Origin of the sequence: Bdellovibrio sp. HCB185ZH (genome assembly GCF_047302455.1) — a bacterium.
In the GTDB taxonomy this organism is placed as follows: domain Bacteria; phylum Bdellovibrionota; class Bdellovibrionia; order Bdellovibrionales; family Bdellovibrionaceae; genus Bdellovibrio.
Genome location: NZ_CP178624.1, coordinates 108,370 through 124,338, shown reverse-complemented (window position 1 = coordinate 124,338; position 15,969 = coordinate 108,370). Strand labels below are relative to the sequence as shown.

The 15,969-nt window shown below is 46.9% G+C and carries 18 protein-coding genes; 12 read left to right on the top strand and 6 right to left on the bottom strand.

Going from position 1 to position 15,969, the window contains the following annotated elements:
• Nucleotides 1–30: 30 nt before the first annotated feature.
• On the bottom strand, nucleotides 31–840 hold the full coding sequence (locus ACLSU7_RS00560; protein ID WP_413293572.1) for a S1 family peptidase: 810 nt from the start codon (nucleotides 838–840) through the stop codon (nucleotides 31–33).
• Nucleotides 841–1,026: 186 nt separating this feature from the next.
• Here ACLSU7_RS00560 and ACLSU7_RS00555 point away from each other — a divergent pair, with 186 nt between their 5' ends.
• Both ACLSU7_RS00555 and ybaK read left to right on the top strand, forming a co-directional pair.
• A complete protein-coding gene (locus tag ACLSU7_RS00555; RefSeq protein WP_413293571.1) occupies nucleotides 1,027–2,868 on the top strand; it encodes a monovalent cation:proton antiporter-2 (CPA2) family protein in 1,842 nt (613 codons plus the stop codon).
• Nucleotides 2,865–3,356 (top strand): Cys-tRNA(Pro) deacylase, encoded by a 492-nt coding sequence (gene ybaK / locus ACLSU7_RS00550; protein ID WP_413293570.1) that lies wholly within the window; start codon nucleotides 2,865–2,867, stop codon nucleotides 3,354–3,356. The genes ACLSU7_RS00555 and ybaK overlap by 4 nt, the downstream gene beginning before the upstream one ends.
• Nucleotides 3,357–3,566: 210 nt before the next feature.
• Here the strand turns inward: ybaK and ACLSU7_RS00545 are convergent, their stop codons facing one another.
• Nucleotides 3,567–4,565, bottom strand: coding sequence for a 3D domain-containing protein (locus ACLSU7_RS00545; RefSeq protein ID WP_413293569.1), 999 nt, complete (start codon nucleotides 4,563–4,565; stop codon nucleotides 3,567–3,569).
• A 240-nt stretch (nucleotides 4,566–4,805) separates the two neighbouring features.
• Between ACLSU7_RS00545 and ACLSU7_RS00540 the strand changes: the two genes are divergently transcribed.
• The 8 genes from ACLSU7_RS00540 to ACLSU7_RS00505 all read left to right on the top strand — a co-directional run bounded on the left by ACLSU7_RS00540 (nucleotide 4,806) and on the right by ACLSU7_RS00505 (nucleotide 12,725).
• Nucleotides 4,806–7,073 carry a heavy metal translocating P-type ATPase gene (locus ACLSU7_RS00540; protein WP_413293568.1) on the top strand — a complete coding sequence of 756 codons (2,268 nt, stop codon included), beginning with the start codon at nucleotides 4,806–4,808 and terminating at the stop codon, nucleotides 7,071–7,073.
• On the top strand, nucleotides 7,070–7,237 hold the full coding sequence (gene ccoS, locus ACLSU7_RS00535; protein WP_181604381.1) for a cbb3-type cytochrome oxidase assembly protein CcoS: 168 nt from the start codon (nucleotides 7,070–7,072) through the stop codon (nucleotides 7,235–7,237). Before ACLSU7_RS00540 ends, ccoS begins: the two co-directional genes overlap by 4 nt.
• Before the next feature lie 58 nt (nucleotides 7,238–7,295).
• Nucleotides 7,296–9,344, top strand: a complete 2,049-nt coding sequence (ccoN, locus tag ACLSU7_RS00530; protein WP_413295446.1) for a cytochrome-c oxidase, cbb3-type subunit I — start codon at nucleotides 7,296–7,298, stop codon at nucleotides 9,342–9,344.
• Entirely contained in the window at nucleotides 9,341–9,523 is a 183-nt protein-coding gene (locus ACLSU7_RS00525) for a CcoQ/FixQ family Cbb3-type cytochrome c oxidase assembly chaperone (protein ID WP_413293567.1), read from the top strand. The genes ccoN and ACLSU7_RS00525 overlap by 4 nt, the downstream gene beginning before the upstream one ends.
• Complete coding sequence (locus tag ACLSU7_RS00520) at nucleotides 9,510–10,094, top strand: cbb3-type cytochrome c oxidase N-terminal domain-containing protein (protein ID WP_413293566.1); 585 nt, start codon at nucleotides 9,510–9,512, stop codon at nucleotides 10,092–10,094. Before ACLSU7_RS00525 ends, ACLSU7_RS00520 begins: the two co-directional genes overlap by 14 nt.
• A complete protein-coding gene (ccoG, locus tag ACLSU7_RS00515) occupies nucleotides 10,091–11,497 on the top strand; it encodes a cytochrome c oxidase accessory protein CcoG (RefSeq protein ID WP_413293565.1) in 1,407 nt (468 codons plus the stop codon). Before ACLSU7_RS00520 ends, ccoG begins: the two co-directional genes overlap by 4 nt.
• On the top strand, nucleotides 11,494–12,138 hold the full coding sequence (locus ACLSU7_RS00510) for a sulfite exporter TauE/SafE family protein (protein WP_413293564.1): 645 nt from the start codon (nucleotides 11,494–11,496) through the stop codon (nucleotides 12,136–12,138). The genes ccoG and ACLSU7_RS00510 overlap by 4 nt, the downstream gene beginning before the upstream one ends.
• A gap of 74 nt (nucleotides 12,139–12,212) precedes the next feature.
• A complete protein-coding gene (locus tag ACLSU7_RS00505) occupies nucleotides 12,213–12,725 on the top strand; it encodes a hypothetical protein (protein ID WP_413293563.1) in 513 nt (170 codons plus the stop codon).
• Between the two features lie 2 nt (nucleotides 12,726–12,727).
• On the opposite strand, the gene ACLSU7_RS00500 is transcribed toward ACLSU7_RS00505, so the two are convergent.
• The gene (locus ACLSU7_RS00500) at nucleotides 12,728–13,348 is read right to left on the bottom strand and encodes a hypothetical protein (protein WP_413293562.1); all 621 of its coding nucleotides are present in this window, start codon (nucleotides 13,346–13,348) and stop codon (nucleotides 12,728–12,730) included.
• Between the two features lie 275 nt (nucleotides 13,349–13,623).
• Between ACLSU7_RS00500 and ACLSU7_RS00495 the strand changes: the two genes are divergently transcribed.
• Nucleotides 13,624–13,917, top strand: coding sequence for a hypothetical protein (locus tag ACLSU7_RS00495; protein ID WP_413293561.1), 294 nt, complete (start codon nucleotides 13,624–13,626; stop codon nucleotides 13,915–13,917).
• Here the strand turns inward: ACLSU7_RS00495 and ACLSU7_RS00490 are convergent.
• Nucleotides 13,898–14,182 (bottom strand): YheU family protein, encoded by a 285-nt coding sequence (locus ACLSU7_RS00490; RefSeq protein ID WP_413293560.1) that lies wholly within the window; start codon nucleotides 14,180–14,182, stop codon nucleotides 13,898–13,900. The two genes, ACLSU7_RS00495 and ACLSU7_RS00490, sit on opposite strands and share 20 nt — an antisense overlap.
• A 2-nt stretch (nucleotides 14,183–14,184) precedes the next feature.
• Entirely contained in the window at nucleotides 14,185–14,658 is a 474-nt protein-coding gene (locus ACLSU7_RS00485) for a ribonuclease H family protein (RefSeq protein WP_413293559.1), read from the bottom strand.
• Nucleotides 14,659–14,779: 121 nt separating this feature from the next.
• On the opposite strand from ACLSU7_RS00485, the gene ACLSU7_RS00480 reads away from it, so the two are divergent.
• On the top strand, nucleotides 14,780–15,067 hold the full coding sequence (locus ACLSU7_RS00480; protein ID WP_413293558.1) for a DUF3817 domain-containing protein: 288 nt from the start codon (nucleotides 14,780–14,782) through the stop codon (nucleotides 15,065–15,067).
• Nucleotides 15,068–15,079: 12 nt separating this feature from the next.
• Here the strand turns inward: ACLSU7_RS00480 and ACLSU7_RS00475 are convergent, their stop codons facing one another.
• Nucleotides 15,080–15,964, bottom strand: coding sequence for a transposase (locus ACLSU7_RS00475; protein ID WP_413293557.1), 885 nt, complete (start codon nucleotides 15,962–15,964; stop codon nucleotides 15,080–15,082).
• Nucleotides 15,965–15,969 lie beyond the last annotated feature (5 nt).

Below are 15,969 nucleotides of genomic sequence, written 5' to 3'. Positions count from 1 at the left end.
TAGTCTTAAATAAATTCTGTGTGCGACTAATTACTTCGCTTTTAGATCGGCCATGTTATCAGCAATCCATTTCGCGTAGATGTCAGCGCGAGTATAGATGGACATCAAGAAACAATCAGGTGTCAGACGAGTTGGCAAAGCGTCTGAACGGCTTGCAACACCCCAAACTTGCAATTCACCATCAACTTCAAGGTACGCTGGACCACCAGAGTCACCCGAGCAAACGCCACGGTTGATTGTTTGTGCCAAAGACGTTTCTGTCGCCGTCAAGTTTGGATCTGCAATTTTAAGTGTCGTCGTTCTAAGAACTCCTGCACCGGATTTAACAATCCAGGAACGGTTCAAACCGTAACCAGCAACGATTGTCGTCGTGCCTTCACGAAGAGCGCCCGAGTTTTTAAGAATTTTTGCCGGACCATAAGAAGCCGGAAGGTTTCCTACGAAGCGAACCAACGCGATGTCAGCCGTGTTTTCTTTGCGAGACGTGCTGTAGTCTTTATTCACGATGGCAGCATCAACAACACGCACCTGGTCCTTTTTAGCTTTTTCAACTTCGTTCGTGAAGAACACCATCATTTTTTTAGGATTTGGGCCCACGCAGTGAGCTGCTGTCAAAACGATATTTTCAGAGATCAAAGTTCCTGAGCACAATGCGCCTACTTTAGTGTCATAAAGAGCCACTGTAGAGCGAATGATACGAGAACCTGTCGGTACTTTTTCGCCGCCGATGATTTGACCGTTATTTTCAGCAATCACTGACCCGTTTTGATTTCCTGGAGAACATGCTGTCAACGCTGAGGCTGCCAACAAACCTGATACAAGTACTTTAAAAGATTTCATTCGAAAAACTCCTGCTTTAGATTCGATTTCGAGGAGGGTTCTACACTCCTTCTGCCGAAACCCAAAATGAAATTTTCCTAATCGGGACACTCTTTAAATCGGGACAGTCGGTCGCAACTTACTAACACGCGCACCTTGTACTTTTTTTAACTTGGCGACCTTAGGAGCAATTGTTACGCTCTCTTCATGTTAGAACATCCGCACTTACTTCAAGCTCTCGCATTTTTAGGATCTTCCGTCCTCCTTGTTCCCATATTCCAAAAATTAGGCCTCGGCAGTATTTTAGGATACCTTGCGGCAGGCATTCTGATTGGTCCTCAAGGAGCAAAACTCATTATCGACGTGAAGGCGGTTCAAAATCTCTCCGAGTTCGGTGTGGTCTTTCTGTTATTCCTGATTGGTCTTGAGCTTCAGCCCAAAAAACTTTTGGCGATGAAACGAACCCTGGCAGGATTTGGGGGCCTACAGATCATCACGTGCTGCTTAGCCCTGGGTGCCCTCGTAAAACTTTTAGGAGCCTCGTGGCAAAGCGCCATGGTGGCGGGCTTTGCCCTGAGTCTGTCGTCAACAGCGTTCGCGTTGCAAGCCATGGCCGAGAAAAAAGTTCTGAACACGGAGTTTGGCAGATCCTCTTTTGCCATCTTACTTATGCAAGACGTGGCAGCGATCCCCGCCCTTGCCATCATCCCGACGCTGGGACTTGCCCAAGCTACTTCAGGCCATGAAGTAAACTGGCTGGGTGTTTTGGGAATATTCCTGGGACTTTTGATTTTCAACTACACATTGATGGGACCGTTTTTGCGCCAAGTGGCAGCCCTGCGAAGCCGCGAGCTTTTCACCGGCGTGACTTTGACGATTGTGATGGGTGTCGCCTATTTGATGGAGCACATGGGGATCTCTATGGCCTTGGGCGCCTTCCTGGCCGGAGTGCTTTTATCTGAATCTGAATACCGCCATGAGCTTGAAGCGGATCTTGAACCTTTCAAAGGTTTGTTGATGGGTCTGTTCTTTATTTCAGTGGGTATGTCTGTGAATATCGCCCTGCTGATGAAGAACCCGGCCTTTGTGCTCTTTGCAACGGCACTGTACATGATGGTCAAAGGCTTTATGCTTTATGGAGTCGGACGCGTATTAAAGCTAAACTCCACAGCTTCCAGAAACATGGCCGCTTATTTAGCCCAAGGGGGCGAGTTCGCGTTTGTGATCTTTGGTGTGGGACAAAACTCAAATGTCCTTTCCCAGGAACTCTCTGACACTCTGACATTGATTGTGACTCTTTCGATGATTATAAGTCCGTTCGTCATTGTGGCGAACGCAAAATACGAAAGCTGGGTTGCGACCCATAAACCAAAACAAGAATGGGACAGCTTTGAGGGCGTCGACAGCGAAATCATCATCGCGGGCTTTGGCCGCTTTGGTCAGATCTTTGGTCGTATCTTGCGCGCTCAGGATATCAAGTTCACTGCCATCGATCACGACCCTGAACAAATTGAATTGCTAAGACGTTTTGGCAACAAGGTTTATTATGGAGATGCCTCTCGTCACGAAATCATGGATGCGGCGGGAGCCGGCAAGGCGAAATTTTTAATTATCGCCGTGGATGATGTGGATACCTCCAAAAAACTCGCCCAGATGGCAAAAGAGCACTATCCAAATCTAAAAATCTACGCCCGCGCCAGAAACCGCGCTCACGTATTTGATTTACTGGATATCGGTATTGAGATGACTTACATCCGCAGGGAAACTTTTGAATCCAGTCTTTTACTGACTCGTGAGTTGCTATTGGACTTAGGCTTCCCCAGCGATCGCGCTCGCGCCGTGGTCGAAAGATTCCACCGCCACGACGAATTGATGATGGCCGAACAATACAAAGTCCGCCACGACCAAAAACTTTTCCTGGATACTTCCCGCCAAGGCATGCAGCAACTGTCTGAAGTTTTGCGTGAAGACCAAATCCGAACCTACATTGACGCCAAAGACCTACAAAAGCCTGAAGACACCTCCCCTGAATCGGAGACGCGCGCATGAGCCAACAAGAAAAACCTCCCATGACGTTAGCTTTGCGTGAGCTGGAAAAACACGGCGTTGAATTAACCTATCACCTTTTCACTTACCAAGAAAAAGGCGGAACCGCCCACTCCTCCAAAGAAATGGGCGTTGACGAACACGCCGTCATCAAAACCCTGATCATGGAAGACGAAAACAAAGAACCACTTATCGTACTCATGCACGGAGACATGCAAGTCTCAACAAAAAATCTAGCCCGCACCCTAGGCAAGAAATCCATCAACCCCTGCAAACCCGAAGTAGCCGACCGCCACTCCGGCTACCAAGTGGGCGGCACCTCACCATTTGGAACAAAAAAGAAAATGCCCGTCTATATGGAAGAAACAATCCTCACTCTCCCAAAAATCTACATCAACGGCGGCAAAAGAGGCTTCCTAGTAGGCATGGACCCAAAACAAGCAGAAAAAATCCTAACCCCCAAGTTAGTCAACGTCGGCATCAAAGGCTAAAAAAGATGAAACGAAAAGACCTGCGTATGGCCGGGCGATTCAGACTCGGACAAGGCAGACGAATGCCTGCACGCAGTCGACCTCCGTCGGCGCACGATGCGCGAACCGGCGCAGCCGGCGACGGTGAGCCTGGATGGCGTGTCGACGAAGCTGCAGGCAGGCGACTGACTTGACCGAGGCTGAAGCGCTCGGCCATTCGATGAACTCTAATTATTTAAGAGGCTGGTTATCAGCCGGAATGCGTGGGTAGCCACGACGAGCTTGAATCTCTTTAGCTTTAGCGCCAGTGATTCTCATGTAAGGAACAGTAGTTTTTTTATCTGCAAGCCCGATACGATTGAATGGGTTCGTTTTGTCGTACCATGGGACGAATCCTGAATAGAAATCGAAGCGACCTCTGCCATTGATGCCTGATCCTTTATCGCGAATGATAAAGTAACCATCATGCAAAGTTCCATCCGGCAACAAAAGACCAATGATAGATGGGATGTAAATCACCTCACCCAATTTATAGACTGTTAGATCCGCAGCTAAAGTATGGAAAGGATCCAAGCACACCGTGCGATCGCCATATCCATATTTGCATTCTTCGCGGTTGATTTCGAAATAACGATTTTGGCCTTTGATACGCGCCAAAATATTCAACATGCGGATCTTGCCTTTTTGCTTGATCGAGCAAGAACCTTGAAGACCACAGGCCATCGAATTCTTTTTGCACACGCGGATCAAGGCTTTGCCACCTTGGCCGTGCAAGGTGACTTTTTCAGAATCAGGGCAGGAAGTTTTGTCTTCATCAAATACCGGGAAGAAATAGACCGTCGGTGTCAGCTTGGCTGTCCCCTTCACGTCAACCTCTTTTGGACGATCTTTATTGATCTGCTCCTCGGATACGGTGCCATGAGTAGGTTTCGCGTCTGGATCAATGGTCGCTGGTTGAGTTGGTAGCGTCGATGGATTCTCCTCGACTACCGGAGGGTTCGTGGGACTTGGAAAATCTTCGGGTTTGCCGACCGTCGCGTGTTCTGTCGGAAGAGTTGTTCTCCAGTCATCGGAGTTTTCTTCAGTTTGGATGCTTTGGTGGTTCAATGCAATTCGGCCGCTGTCTTCAGATTGAGTGTTATAAGAAGCGAATTGGTCTGCGCCTCCACAAGCGGATAAAGCCATGGTTCCCACGACTCCCAACAATGTAAAAACACGTCTCAATTGCATGCGACCTCCAAAGATGAACAGGAGTCTAAAGTAACAGACATATGACAAAGAAACGAAGTCTTTTTTATGACTGAAAACAAGTGAAATGCCGTGCCGAAAAATGGTACTTTTTGTCTCTATCATGCCAGCAATTATTGCCCTCCACCCCGTGTTGATTTTATAGTCATTGTGATGGCGATCATTGCTAATTTCGCATATTTACCCGATAACGTTATCAGCACATGTTAGGAGACTTTACACATGGAGCTCGACCGGCAACTCACTTGTAAATACTGTCAAAGCCCCTCTAATGGAGCTGAGTACTGCTGTGAAGCCTGCAAGGTCTTAGATACTCAGGTTGGCCCCCTTCAATTGGCCCAAGAAAATCCTTTTTCTCACCTGGATCAACCGCAATTCAAAGCCCTTTATAAGCAAGATGAGCGTAAGGATTACGACTATCTTATTTTTGCAGAGGGTATGCATTGCTCATCTTGTGTGCATCTTTTAGAAAAGCTTCCTGAATTTTATCCTGGAATTTTAGAAGCCCGCGCTAATTTTGGTCAATCGACAATTGCCGTGAAGTTAACCGCAACGGGTTCTTTGGCAAAAGCGGTGCAAAGCATAGCTGAACTTGGTTACGAACCTAAAATCTTGAGTCCTGAGGACAACCTCCAAGAAAAATACAAAGAGGAAAATCGCACTTTTCTAAAGCGCATTGCTGTCGCTGGATTTTGCGCCGGCAACATCATGCTGTTCACAATTCCAATTTATGCGGGATTGGAAAGTTCCTGGGCGTATGTTTTTAACGGCATCGCCCTGGCACTGTTCTTACCGATTCTTTGCTACAGCGCTGTGCCTTTTTATCAAGGGACTTTAAATGCTTTAAAATTCCGCATGATGAATGTGGATCTGCCTATCACCATCGCGATGCTGAGTGGATTTATCTTTTCCACTTGGAACTTTATCCACGAACGAGATGGAATTTATTATGACAGCACCGCTAGCTTTTTATTCTTAATTCTGAGTGCCCGTTATCTACTAAAAAGAGTGCAACAAAACTATCTAGCGCCCGCCCGCATGCAGACGTATTTCAAAGATCAGACTTATGAGCGTCTGACTCAGGATCACACGGATCTTATTCCGTGGAATCACATCCGCCTGAACGATGTGCTGGTGATCAAGCAAAATCAAACTCTGCCAACGGACTGCGTGCTCTTAAGTGAGTGTGCGACGGTCGATCTGTCACTGTTCAATGGGGAATCGCTGCCGCAAATATATTCGGCGGGCATGACCTTACTGGGTGGAACAAAACTTCTAAGTGAAAACGTGAAGGTTCAGGCGACTTCCACTTTTGAACAAAGTCAGATCGGAAAACTCTTTAATGACTTGGATCAAAAGAGTTATCAAAAAAGCAATTTCGTGGGTTTAACAGACCGCCTGGCGCAACGACTGATTGCTGTGGTTTTTGGTTTAGCAGGGATTTTTCTGGTGGCGTACTCTTTTGTGGATCCGATGGAAGCCTTTCAACGTTCGCTGGCTTTGATTGTGATTGCCTGCCCTTGCGCTTTGGCTTTTGGTTCGCCTTTGACTTTGGGGCTCGCGATCAAGAAAGCCCAGCGCCTGGGCATCCTGATGAAAAGTGCGAACACATTTGAAAAAATCCTGGATTTGAAAAATATCTTTTTTGATAAAACCGGAACCTTAAGTGAAGGCAGTCTGACTTTGGTGAATTCTGCACCAGAAGCTTTACCAGTGAGCCTGCAGCAAATCATTCTGGCATTGGAGACTCACTCACATCATCCTGTGGCGTTCGCTCTTCGCAAAGCGTGGGCGCATTTACCCGCAGCCAAAAACGTGACCAATGCCCAGGAAATTCTAGGACAAGGCGTGAGGGGCTATGTTGGCGAAGATTTGTATGAGATCTTTCCCTACAACACAGCTTTGCCTGGAAGCCAAATCGCCGTCGAGGTTTTAAAAAATCATCGTAGTGTTTGTCAGCTTTACTTCGCGGATCGTCTGCGCGAAGACTCCGCCCGCATCGTCAATGAATTACAAAAACGCGGGCTTCACACGTTCCTTATTTCCGGAGACAAAACTGTCCGTGCGAAAGAAGCGGCACTGGAGTGCAACATTCCTTCGCAAAATGCTTACGGAGACTTAAATCCGCAAGCGAAGTATGAACTTATTAAAAATTATCCTGACAGTTGCATGATTGGTGATGGCGCAAATGACTCTTTGTCCCTGCAAAACGCCACGGTGGGTATTGCAGTAAAAGGCAGTGTCGACTTAAGCCTGCAACATGCAGATATCTATTTCACTCGTGGAGGCTTGCAACCTTTGATGGATCTGTTTGCCCTCACGGAAACAACTCGCAATGTGATGGCGAGAACATTGACGGTTTCCCTGGTGTACAACTGCCTGGGTGGAGCCGCAGCTTTATTAGGACTTATCAATCCCATGATGGCAGCGATCTTAATGCCGATCAGCTCCGTGCTCATTGTACTGACTTCTCTATGGGGGATGCGATGAACATTATCATATTGATGATACCAATGGCGTTACTCCTGGGTGTTGGCTTCTTGTATGCCTTTTTCTGGGCCAACAAGAAGGGTCAGTTTGATGACCTGGAAACACCCGCTCACCGTATGCTTTTAGATGAAAACGAAAGGACTGAACGTGAACACACAAAGTAATGTCGTAGAAAGAATCACCTACGACGACGATATCGTAAAGAAGTTCGCTATCGCTACCATGGTATGGGCAGTGGCTGCATTTCTTTTTGGCGTGATCGCTGCTATCCAGATTCCGTGGTGGCCAGCGAATTTGAATTTAGAATGGATTACCTTTGGCCGACTGCGACCGTTGCATACAAATGCTGCGATTTTTGCCTTTGGTGGTAATGCCATTTTCGCCGGGATCTATCACTCTTCTCAACGCCTGCTGAAAGCACGCATGTTCTCGGACCTTTTGTCGCGCATGCATTTTTGGGGCTGGCAGTTGATCATCGTGGCAGCTGCGATCACTTTGCCTCTGGGTTATTCCCAAGCCAAAGAATACGCAGAGCTGGAATGGCCGATTGATATCGCCATTGCAGTGGTGTGGGTGATCTTTGCTGTGAACTTCTTTATGACGATTCACCGTCGTCGTGAAAAGCATCTGTATGTGGCTTTGTGGTTCTATATTTCCACAATCATCACAGTGGCGGTTTTGCATATCGTAAACTCGATTGAGCTTCCGGTGTCTTTCATGAAATCCTATCCGGTTTATGCGGGGATTCAAGATGCCATGGTCCAATGGTGGTACGGTCACAATGCCGTGGCCTTTTTCCTGACAACTCCATTCTTAGGCTTGATGTATTACTATGTTCCGAAAGCTGCAAATCGCCCGGTGTATTCTTACCGCCTGTCGATCGTGCATTTCTGGTCGTTGGTATTTATCTATATCTGGGCGGGTCCCCATCACTTGCTTTACACTTCCATGCCGGAGTGGGCACAAACCTTGGGAATGATTTTCTCAGTCATGCTTTGGGCGCCATCTTGGGGTGGTATGATCAACGGTCTTTTGACTTTGAAAGGCTCCTGGAATTTACTCCGCACGCAACCGCTGCTTAAATTCTTTGTCGCCGCGCTGACATTCTATGGTATGGCGACTTTCGAAGGCCCCCTACTTTCCATCAAATCCGTAAGCGCCCTGGGACACTACACCGACTGGATCGTGGGACACGTGCATGCGGGTACCTTGGGTTGGAACGGCTTCTTAACTTTCGGTATTTTGTATTACATGATTCCACGCTTATGGAAGACAGAGCTTTATTCCAATAAACTTTTGGAAAACCATTTCTGGATGGGTTTACTGGGCGTCATCATGTACTACGTATCCATGGTGGTAGCTGGTATCACTCAAGGTTTGATGTGGAGAGCTGTGAATAAAGACGGCACTCTGGTTTACCCTGACTTTATCGAAACTGTGGTTCGTATCATTCCGCTTTACTGGGTGCGCGCTTTGGGTGGTCTTTTGTTCCTGATCGGGTTCTTGTTGATGTGTTACAACATCTACATGACGATCAAGCTCGCTCCAAAACAAATCAAGGAAGAAGCCGTTGAAGTCACTCGCACGGGTTACAACGAAGTTCCAGGTACGGGTCACCGTAAATTGGAAGGTATGGGTTTTGTATTCTCGGTTCTGGCTTTCCTGGCAATTGCTGTGGGATCATTTATCGAAATCTATCCAACACTTTCTTTGCATAAGTATATTACTCCGACAAATGTGACCGAGCCCTACACGGCTTTGGAAATCGCAGGTCGCAGTATTTATCAAAAAGAAGGTTGCTACGTTTGTCACTCACAACAGATTCGTCCGATTGTTTCTGAAGTTCTTCGTTACGGAAATGCTTCCACAATTGAAGAGTCCATGTGGGATCACCCGTTCCAATGGGGTTCAAAACGGACTGGTCCTGACCTCGCTCGTGTCGGTAAGAAATATCCAAACTTGTGGCACTTCAGTCACATGATGGACCCTCGCGGAGTAACACCAGCGAGTATCATGCCGAACTATCCATGGCTTGCGGATAAAGACACCGACTTCCTGCGCCTGCGTAAGGAATTGTCCGTGTTAAGAAAACTGGGTGTGCCTTACGACGACAACACTGTTGCAAACGCCGATGGTATCGCCCAAAAACAAGCAAAGGAAATCGCAGCCGACATCGAAGCCAACGGTGGCCCTAAAGGTATGGAGAAAAAAGAAATCATCGCTTTAATCGCTTACCTTCAAGCCCTAGGTCAGAAAGGAAAAGCACAATGAAACAAGAAGGATTAAAATACTTCACCGATCTTCATTTGACTTCCCTAGGTCTGATTATATTTTTCGTGTTCTTTGTTTGTGTGTTGGTTTGGGTATTTCGCAAAAACAGCAAGTACTTCTACAATGAGATGCAGAATATGCCTTTGAAAGATCAGGAGTTCACAGATGCAAGACAATAACAACGGCAATGGCAATCCAGAGGGCTATAAACAGCTCTTCCACGAATATGACGGCATCATTGAACACGACAATCCACTGCCGACGTGGTGGTTGTGGACGTTCTTTCTAACGATCATCTTTGGGGCCTTATACTTCCTGCACTATCAATTTGGTGGCGGCATCACACTGCAAGATGAACTAGCCATTCATATGACCGCGTTAGAAAAAGAAAAAGCCACCATGCAGGCGTCAGCCCCGGCTGAAACAGAGGATTCTTTGAAAGAAGCTTTTGATAAGCTTGATGCCAATGCGGGTGCCGCTGTTTTCGCAGGAAAATGCGCGGCCTGCCACGGTCAGGAATTGCAAGGCTTGATCGGTCCGAACTTGACCGATCACTTCTGGATTCACGGCAAAGGCACGCGCATGGATATCGTTAAAGTTATTCGTGAAGGTGCTGCTGATAAAGGCATGCCTCCCTGGGGTCCAGTCCTAAAACGCGAGGAGCTTTATTCCGTCACGAAGTATATAATGTCCAAACTAGATTCCAAACCTGCTGGAGCTAAGCCTCCACAAGGAGAAGAAGTGAAATGAGCTTAGACCCGAACCTCCTTACCTCTGTTGATGAGCACGGCGATCGCATCGCCATTATTCCTGCTGAAGTAAAGGGGTTCTTTAAGAAGCACCGCACGAGGGTGCATGCTGTCTTGCTCGTGATATTTCTGGCACTGCCGTGGACATCGATCCGCGGCGTGCAAACGATCTTGATCAATATTCCTGACCGCGAATTTTCTTTCTTTGGTCTTTTATTCCACGCTCATGATGCTCCGTTGTTATTCTTCATTATCGGCACCCTGGTGATTGGCTTGGCCTTTGTCACGGCCGTTTGGGGCCGTGTGTGGTGTGGATGGGCCTGCCCTCAGACCGTCTTTATTGAATCTGTTTTCCGTCGTATCGAGCAATGGACAGAAGGAAATTATATTGAACGTCGCAAACTTCGCGAAGAAGCGATGACCTTCAATAAAATCAAAAAAAGTGGTACCAAGTGGTTGCTATTCACACTGGTATCTTCGTTAATCGCTCACAGTTTGATCGCTTACTTTGTGGGAGCCACAGACTTGCTGCACATGATGGAGCAACCTCCCGGCCAAAACTGGACATATTTTATTCTGGTCACTCTGGTTACAGGTGCTGTCCTTTTTGATTTTGGCTGGTTCCGTGAACAGTTCTGCGTGATCATGTGTCCCTACGGACGCTTTCAATCTCTTTTGATCGATAATAAATCCTTGGCAGTTATTTACGATGTGAAACGCGGTGAACCTCGCCGTGGTCGCAATCAGCCGGGTGAAGCACAAGGAGACTGCGTCGCCTGCAATCGCTGTGTGAATGCCTGTCCTACAGGCATTGATATTCGTAACGGTCTGCAAATGGAATGTATTGCCTGTACAGCCTGCGTGGATGCCTGTGACGAAATCATGGAAAAAGTTAAAAAACCAAAAGGTCTGATTCGTTACGACACTTTGGATTTCAGTAAAATCAAACTCACCCGCCCCCGTCCATTGATTTACATGGGAGCTCTGGTGATTTTGATTTCGGGCCTTTCTTACGCTATTGCCACTCGCGATCCTTTCCACTGGACGTTGTTACGTGGCCAGGGTTTGCCTTATTCCTATGTGCAAGAAGGCGAAACGAAAGATGTGATTCAGAATCAGTTCAAGATTCATATCCAGAATCAAGAGCGCGAAGAGACCTCCTACACGCTTTCGATTGATCCTGAGTTGATTAAATCCGGCGCGAAATTGACGATTGGTGAAAATCCAAAAGTGTTAAAACCTCAGGGAACGCACGAATGGTATTTCTTTGTGCGCCTGCCTGAAAGCAGCTTTAAAGGAACGCACGGTAAGATTTTATCCCGCGTGAGAATTGAAAGCCGCCATGGGGACGTCGTCAATCGCAGTGACAAAGAACTTATTATCGTGGGACCTCAAGGATTATGAACTCAGGAATGCTGCTCGCACTAGGAATTCTCAGCACCAGTTTTTTCGGAAGCTGGCACTGTGCTGCGATGTGCGGGCCGATTTCCTGCCTTATGGGAGAACGTAAATCCCTACTTTCCTATCATCTGGGCCGATTAATTGCTTATGTCTCCCTTGGAGCTTTGGCAGGAGGCCTAGGACAGTTTCTCCTTGATTCGCAGTATGCCTGGTTGAGAACGGCTTCTGCCGTATTATTCGCCGTGGTTTTACTCAGCATGGGCTTGCGTTTACTGGCACCCAAATTCACTCAGAAATTAATCCCGACAGTGGATCCCCACGGTTTGATGAAAGTCTTTCGTCAGCTTCGTAAATTTCATCTGAACCAGTCCGGCGTCGTCGTGGGTTTTTTAACAGGCCTTCTGCCCTGCGGTTGGCTTTACACTTATGTGACGGCAGCGGTAGCAATGCAGAACCCACTGATGGGTGGGGCCTTGATGTTTTTATTCTGGGTCGGAGGATTGCCAGCCCTCAGTGTCCTACCTTCCATGATTCAAAAAGGATTAAGTCAAATCCCCTTACGCCAACAACGTATTGCCGGCGTCATTCTAATTGTCGCTTCCATTTACTCTGTGTGGAGTTTTGTTTTTTTCACTCACGCCTAGGTTATTGATTCCCTGCAGCTCGAAAAACAGACTGTGACTTGCTCCGAAATCGGTTTTGTCGATACCATAGAACTATGAGTTCTTACGTTTTTTTGACAGAAGTGGCCGATTTCCCCCAAGCACAAGTGGTGAAGTCTTTTTTGGTAGCCCAAGGCTTTCACCCGCGCTTGCGTGACGAACAAACCCGTGCGGTCGCTCCCCACCTGGAACAATTCCTGGGAAAATTAATCATCGACATTCCTGAAGAAGAGTTTCTGCAAGCTTCCCACACCTTGGAAGAGCTGCAGGATTCCAATCGCTTGAAGGTTGCAGGTCAGGAAGAAGAAGAACTCGCAAAAGATCAAGCCCTGTCAGAGAGTCAAGCCATGGCCAAGCAATGTCTGGTCAACGCGGTCCTAGGCTGCGTCTTAATTCCTGTAGTCTGCAATCTGTATTCAATGCTTTTAGGATTTCGTGTTTTAGGACGAGAAATGCCTCTTTCAAGACTGTCCCGCACGCGTCTGGTGATGGCATTTTTCTTTAATTGCGCGGGCTTTTATATTTGGCTCACGTTCGGTGGAAGAATTCTGCGCAATATGTTCATGTAATTTTAGCGATGATAATCCGGCGACGTGAGTGACGTCGGTCGCTTGGCCGGCGTACTGCCATCGTTTGTGCTATCCGTATAACCGAAATTCAAAGTGCCCGCCGTAATTCCTGTTCCTGGATATCCAGGCGTTGCCGGAACCGAATATGGCCAGATAATAAAAACGTCATAGTATTTAAGACCCGCAGCAGGCAGATAATCTCCCCCACAATTCAATCCCGTTACATTCTTAGTCACGCCGATAGCCCAATCCGAAAAACCACAAAGACTACTGGTATTGTAGTTTGTGACGGCTGTGGAATTTTGCGGCGTGATTGTTAAACTGGTGAGAGTTCGGTCCAATTCATAACGAGAGGCATTCGGTACTTGTCCACCAATCGTGTAAGTCCCCGTCTCCCCTAAATCCAATGCCTTTTGCAGACAGGAGCTGTCGGAGTAATGAGTGGTTACGTGCGTATAAAAGCCCGCCACAAAACTAGTGGTGCGCGTTTGGTAGCTCGTCCCATCGTATTCACAATCCGCATACCAGTTACCTCCCTCAAGATCGCTCGAAGAAGGAAGGTCTACTTCACTCATACAACCCGAAAGCATGACGACAAGAAGCAAAAGAGAGAGGTTTTTCATAGTCTAAACATCGGCGCGTTTTGATATAAACTATAAACAATTTATCTTGATAACGTTCCGAAACTAAGAATGGCCAGAAAAAGGGCCTCAAGTTGAAACTGCATGATTCGTAGACTGAATTAATTTTTACAGTGCGTGCGGCGCATCATTTTCGGTCAGATTTCAATTAACGGCCTCAAAGAGGGCATTTGCTTAAAGCCGTCGCAATTTGATTGATTGCGGGGCTTTTTCTCATTAACCCCTTCCTATCTTAACTTTTCAATGAAGGGATTGTTATGCGTTTTCTATTAACGACTGTAGCTTCTTTGTTCATCTCCACAGCAGCTTTCGCGTGGGTGCCACAATGGAATTATCAAATCAATGGTTACCAGGCGGCTGTTACTATGTACAACCCAACTGGTTACACAGTGTATTGCCAAGGTTACGTAACGGGCCAAGTACAAAACGGTTTCGCAGTGAATGCTTGGTTTGCTGACTGGGTTGGTCCATTCCAATACCGCACGGCTTGGGTTTATGCGACTCCCCCATATTTCTTTGTGAATGCTTGGGCTAACGTAAATTGCCAGTAAGCTTTTTCCAATCAGAGTCGGTCATCATCGTGACTGACTCTGTATTGAAGTCGTAAACGATACGGATATCATTTTTCTGCAGCTGTTTACGAACCTGTTCTTTCTTTTTATCCAAAGAAATTTCGACCACGCCGTAATCGGTGCCTTCACGTAAAATAAACGCTTCAATCACCGCATCCACCACTTCCACAGAAAGCTGATCCACCGGGATCGCCATCGGTGGCTGAGGATTTTTTTCCAGTTCATTGTCGTTTTCGAAATTCATAATCAGATCTCCCGATCCTTGCTTCTAGCACGAATACAAAGTTCGTCACATCTTTCGTTAAACTCAATGCCAGAGTGCGCCTTCACCCAGCGCCATTCAATTTGATGTTGCTGCTGAAGGGTATACAGTTCGCGTATCAAGTCCACCTCTGGAATCGGTTGTCCTTGATTTTTAACCCACCCGTTGGCACTCCAGCGCGGGCTTTTTTCTAAGGCCTCCAGCATCACGCGGGAATCGGTATAAAGCTTCGCACGGCTGTTTTCAGGCAACGCTTTTAAGGCCTCAATAGCCGCTTGAAACTCCATACGGTTGCTGGATGTTTTCTTTTGTCCCGCACTGTCTTCACGAATGATACGTCCACGACGACTGATCACGTAAGCCCAGGCACCTTTTCCATGCTTAAGACTCCCATCCGTGTAGATCTCAAACACATTTCCAGAAAATAAACGAAGCAATCTTTGCCAGAATAGATACATAGTACAAAGCATTCCATAAACATTTGATAAGCGCATTAAATTGTTGCGGAATTAACGCAGAGATTTTGGATGCGCTTGCTGAAACTTCAAGTTATCCCTCTGACATCAAACGAGGTGATATATGGTTCAAGCATTCAGAGTATTGGGCTGGCTCGAAGGAGCTTCTTTTCTAATTCTATTATTCATTGCAATGCCAGTTAAATACCTGGCTCACAATCCTGCGATGGTTAAAACCATGGGACCGATCCATGGCTTCTTGTTCGTGGCATATGTGCTTTTCGCGAACTTTTTGGCCGGAGAGCTCAACTGGTCAGGTAAAACACGCATTAAAGCGTTCTTTGCAGCGGTTCTTCCTTTTGGAACTTTCTGGTTTGAGAAAAAATACTTGGCCGTAACAGAGAAAGCCTAAACAACTGGCCCCTCACTCTGTGGCGCTCAGTCGCCTATTATGTTCCAAAACATAAAGAGCAATATGCCCGGCTAACTCGCCGGGCTTTTTCGTTGTGCACCAAGTTTTCCTTATTAACCTATTAATATTTGCTCGCAGCATCGCACACGTATGATTGAGCGAAAATATCGGATCCCACTTTAACTTTTTCAATTCTCCCTGGCCAACCACGGCTCCCCTACCACCCAAAATCGTTTCGTGTCTCGCATGGGGAAAGAATTTTTGAACATCCTTCGGGTAAGCAGGATTAGAATCCGACCGTATTACTGCGTTTGGATGAACAAACTCTTGTACTTCTCGAAAGAGCTTCGCACGTGCTCTCGGCCGGTGATCCGCCCGAGGGCCGTATTTCTTTCTTGCATAATTTGCGATGCGGCCTTTAGCGGGCATTTGGGCGACTTCGAATCCAAGAATTCTTCGAGTGGAGTACTCAACCATTAAAGTTACTGAAAGTGGCTTGCACTTCGTATGTTCAAATGTTTCGAGATCATCGAACTCCACTTCCGTGGAAGGCCTAAATTTTTCATTCCAATTTCTGAGATCCGTCTTAGCCGTGGCCGCCGCAAAACGAAATTTTCTGACCACGGTTTTTCGATTGATTTTTAGAACGCGTGCGATTTCGCGCTGACTCATCTCCCCGGTCAAAAGATCACGTATTAATTTGTTTAAATGCCGTTTCTTTTGCCCTTTTGCGCGGCTCATTGTGGCAGCAGAAAAGCTTTTCGCGCAGCGAACACACCAGAATCTGGTAAGGTGTTGACCATCTGACTTGCGGTAGTATCTTCCAAGCTTGCGAATGGTCCGAACGGCGTTTTGAGGATCTCTTTGTAAATGACAATGTGGGCATTTCAGTTTCATGCCTC

Bases quoted from the DNA above. Each gene is read 5' to 3' on its own strand.
- ACLSU7_RS00560 (WP_413293572.1), bottom strand. From the start codon at position 840: ATGAAATCTTTTAAAGTACTTGTATCAGGTTTGTTGGCAGCCTCAGCG.
- ACLSU7_RS00555 (WP_413293571.1), top strand. From the start codon at position 1,027: ATGTTAGAACATCCGCACTTACTTCAAGCTCTCGCATTTTTAGGATCT.
- ybaK (WP_413293570.1), top strand. From the start codon at position 2,865: ATGAGCCAACAAGAAAAACCTCCCATGACGTTAGCTTTGCGTGAGCTG.
- ACLSU7_RS00545 (WP_413293569.1), bottom strand. From the start codon at position 4,565: ATGCAATTGAGACGTGTTTTTACATTGTTGGGAGTCGTGGGAACCATG.
- ACLSU7_RS00540 (WP_413293568.1), top strand. From the start codon at position 4,806: ATGGAGCTCGACCGGCAACTCACTTGTAAATACTGTCAAAGCCCCTCT.
- ccoS (WP_181604381.1), top strand. From the start codon at position 7,070: ATGAACATTATCATATTGATGATACCAATGGCGTTACTCCTGGGTGTT.
- ccoN (WP_413295446.1), top strand. From the start codon at position 7,296: ATGGTATGGGCAGTGGCTGCATTTCTTTTTGGCGTGATCGCTGCTATC.
- ACLSU7_RS00525 (WP_413293567.1), top strand. From the start codon at position 9,341: ATGAAACAAGAAGGATTAAAATACTTCACCGATCTTCATTTGACTTCC.
- ACLSU7_RS00520 (WP_413293566.1), top strand. From the start codon at position 9,510: ATGCAAGACAATAACAACGGCAATGGCAATCCAGAGGGCTATAAACAG.
- ccoG (WP_413293565.1), top strand. From the start codon at position 10,091: ATGAGCTTAGACCCGAACCTCCTTACCTCTGTTGATGAGCACGGCGAT.
- ACLSU7_RS00510 (WP_413293564.1), top strand. From the start codon at position 11,494: ATGAACTCAGGAATGCTGCTCGCACTAGGAATTCTCAGCACCAGTTTT.
- ACLSU7_RS00505 (WP_413293563.1), top strand. From the start codon at position 12,213: ATGAGTTCTTACGTTTTTTTGACAGAAGTGGCCGATTTCCCCCAAGCA.
- ACLSU7_RS00500 (WP_413293562.1), bottom strand. From the start codon at position 13,348: ATGAAAAACCTCTCTCTTTTGCTTCTTGTCGTCATGCTTTCGGGTTGT.
- ACLSU7_RS00495 (WP_413293561.1), top strand. From the start codon at position 13,624: ATGCGTTTTCTATTAACGACTGTAGCTTCTTTGTTCATCTCCACAGCA.
- ACLSU7_RS00490 (WP_413293560.1), bottom strand. From the start codon at position 14,182: ATGAATTTCGAAAACGACAATGAACTGGAAAAAAATCCTCAGCCACCG.
- ACLSU7_RS00485 (WP_413293559.1), bottom strand. From the start codon at position 14,658: ATGTATCTATTCTGGCAAAGATTGCTTCGTTTATTTTCTGGAAATGTG.
- ACLSU7_RS00480 (WP_413293558.1), top strand. From the start codon at position 14,780: ATGGTTCAAGCATTCAGAGTATTGGGCTGGCTCGAAGGAGCTTCTTTT.
- ACLSU7_RS00475 (WP_413293557.1), bottom strand. From the start codon at position 15,964: ATGAAACTGAAATGCCCACATTGTCATTTACAAAGAGATCCTCAAAAC.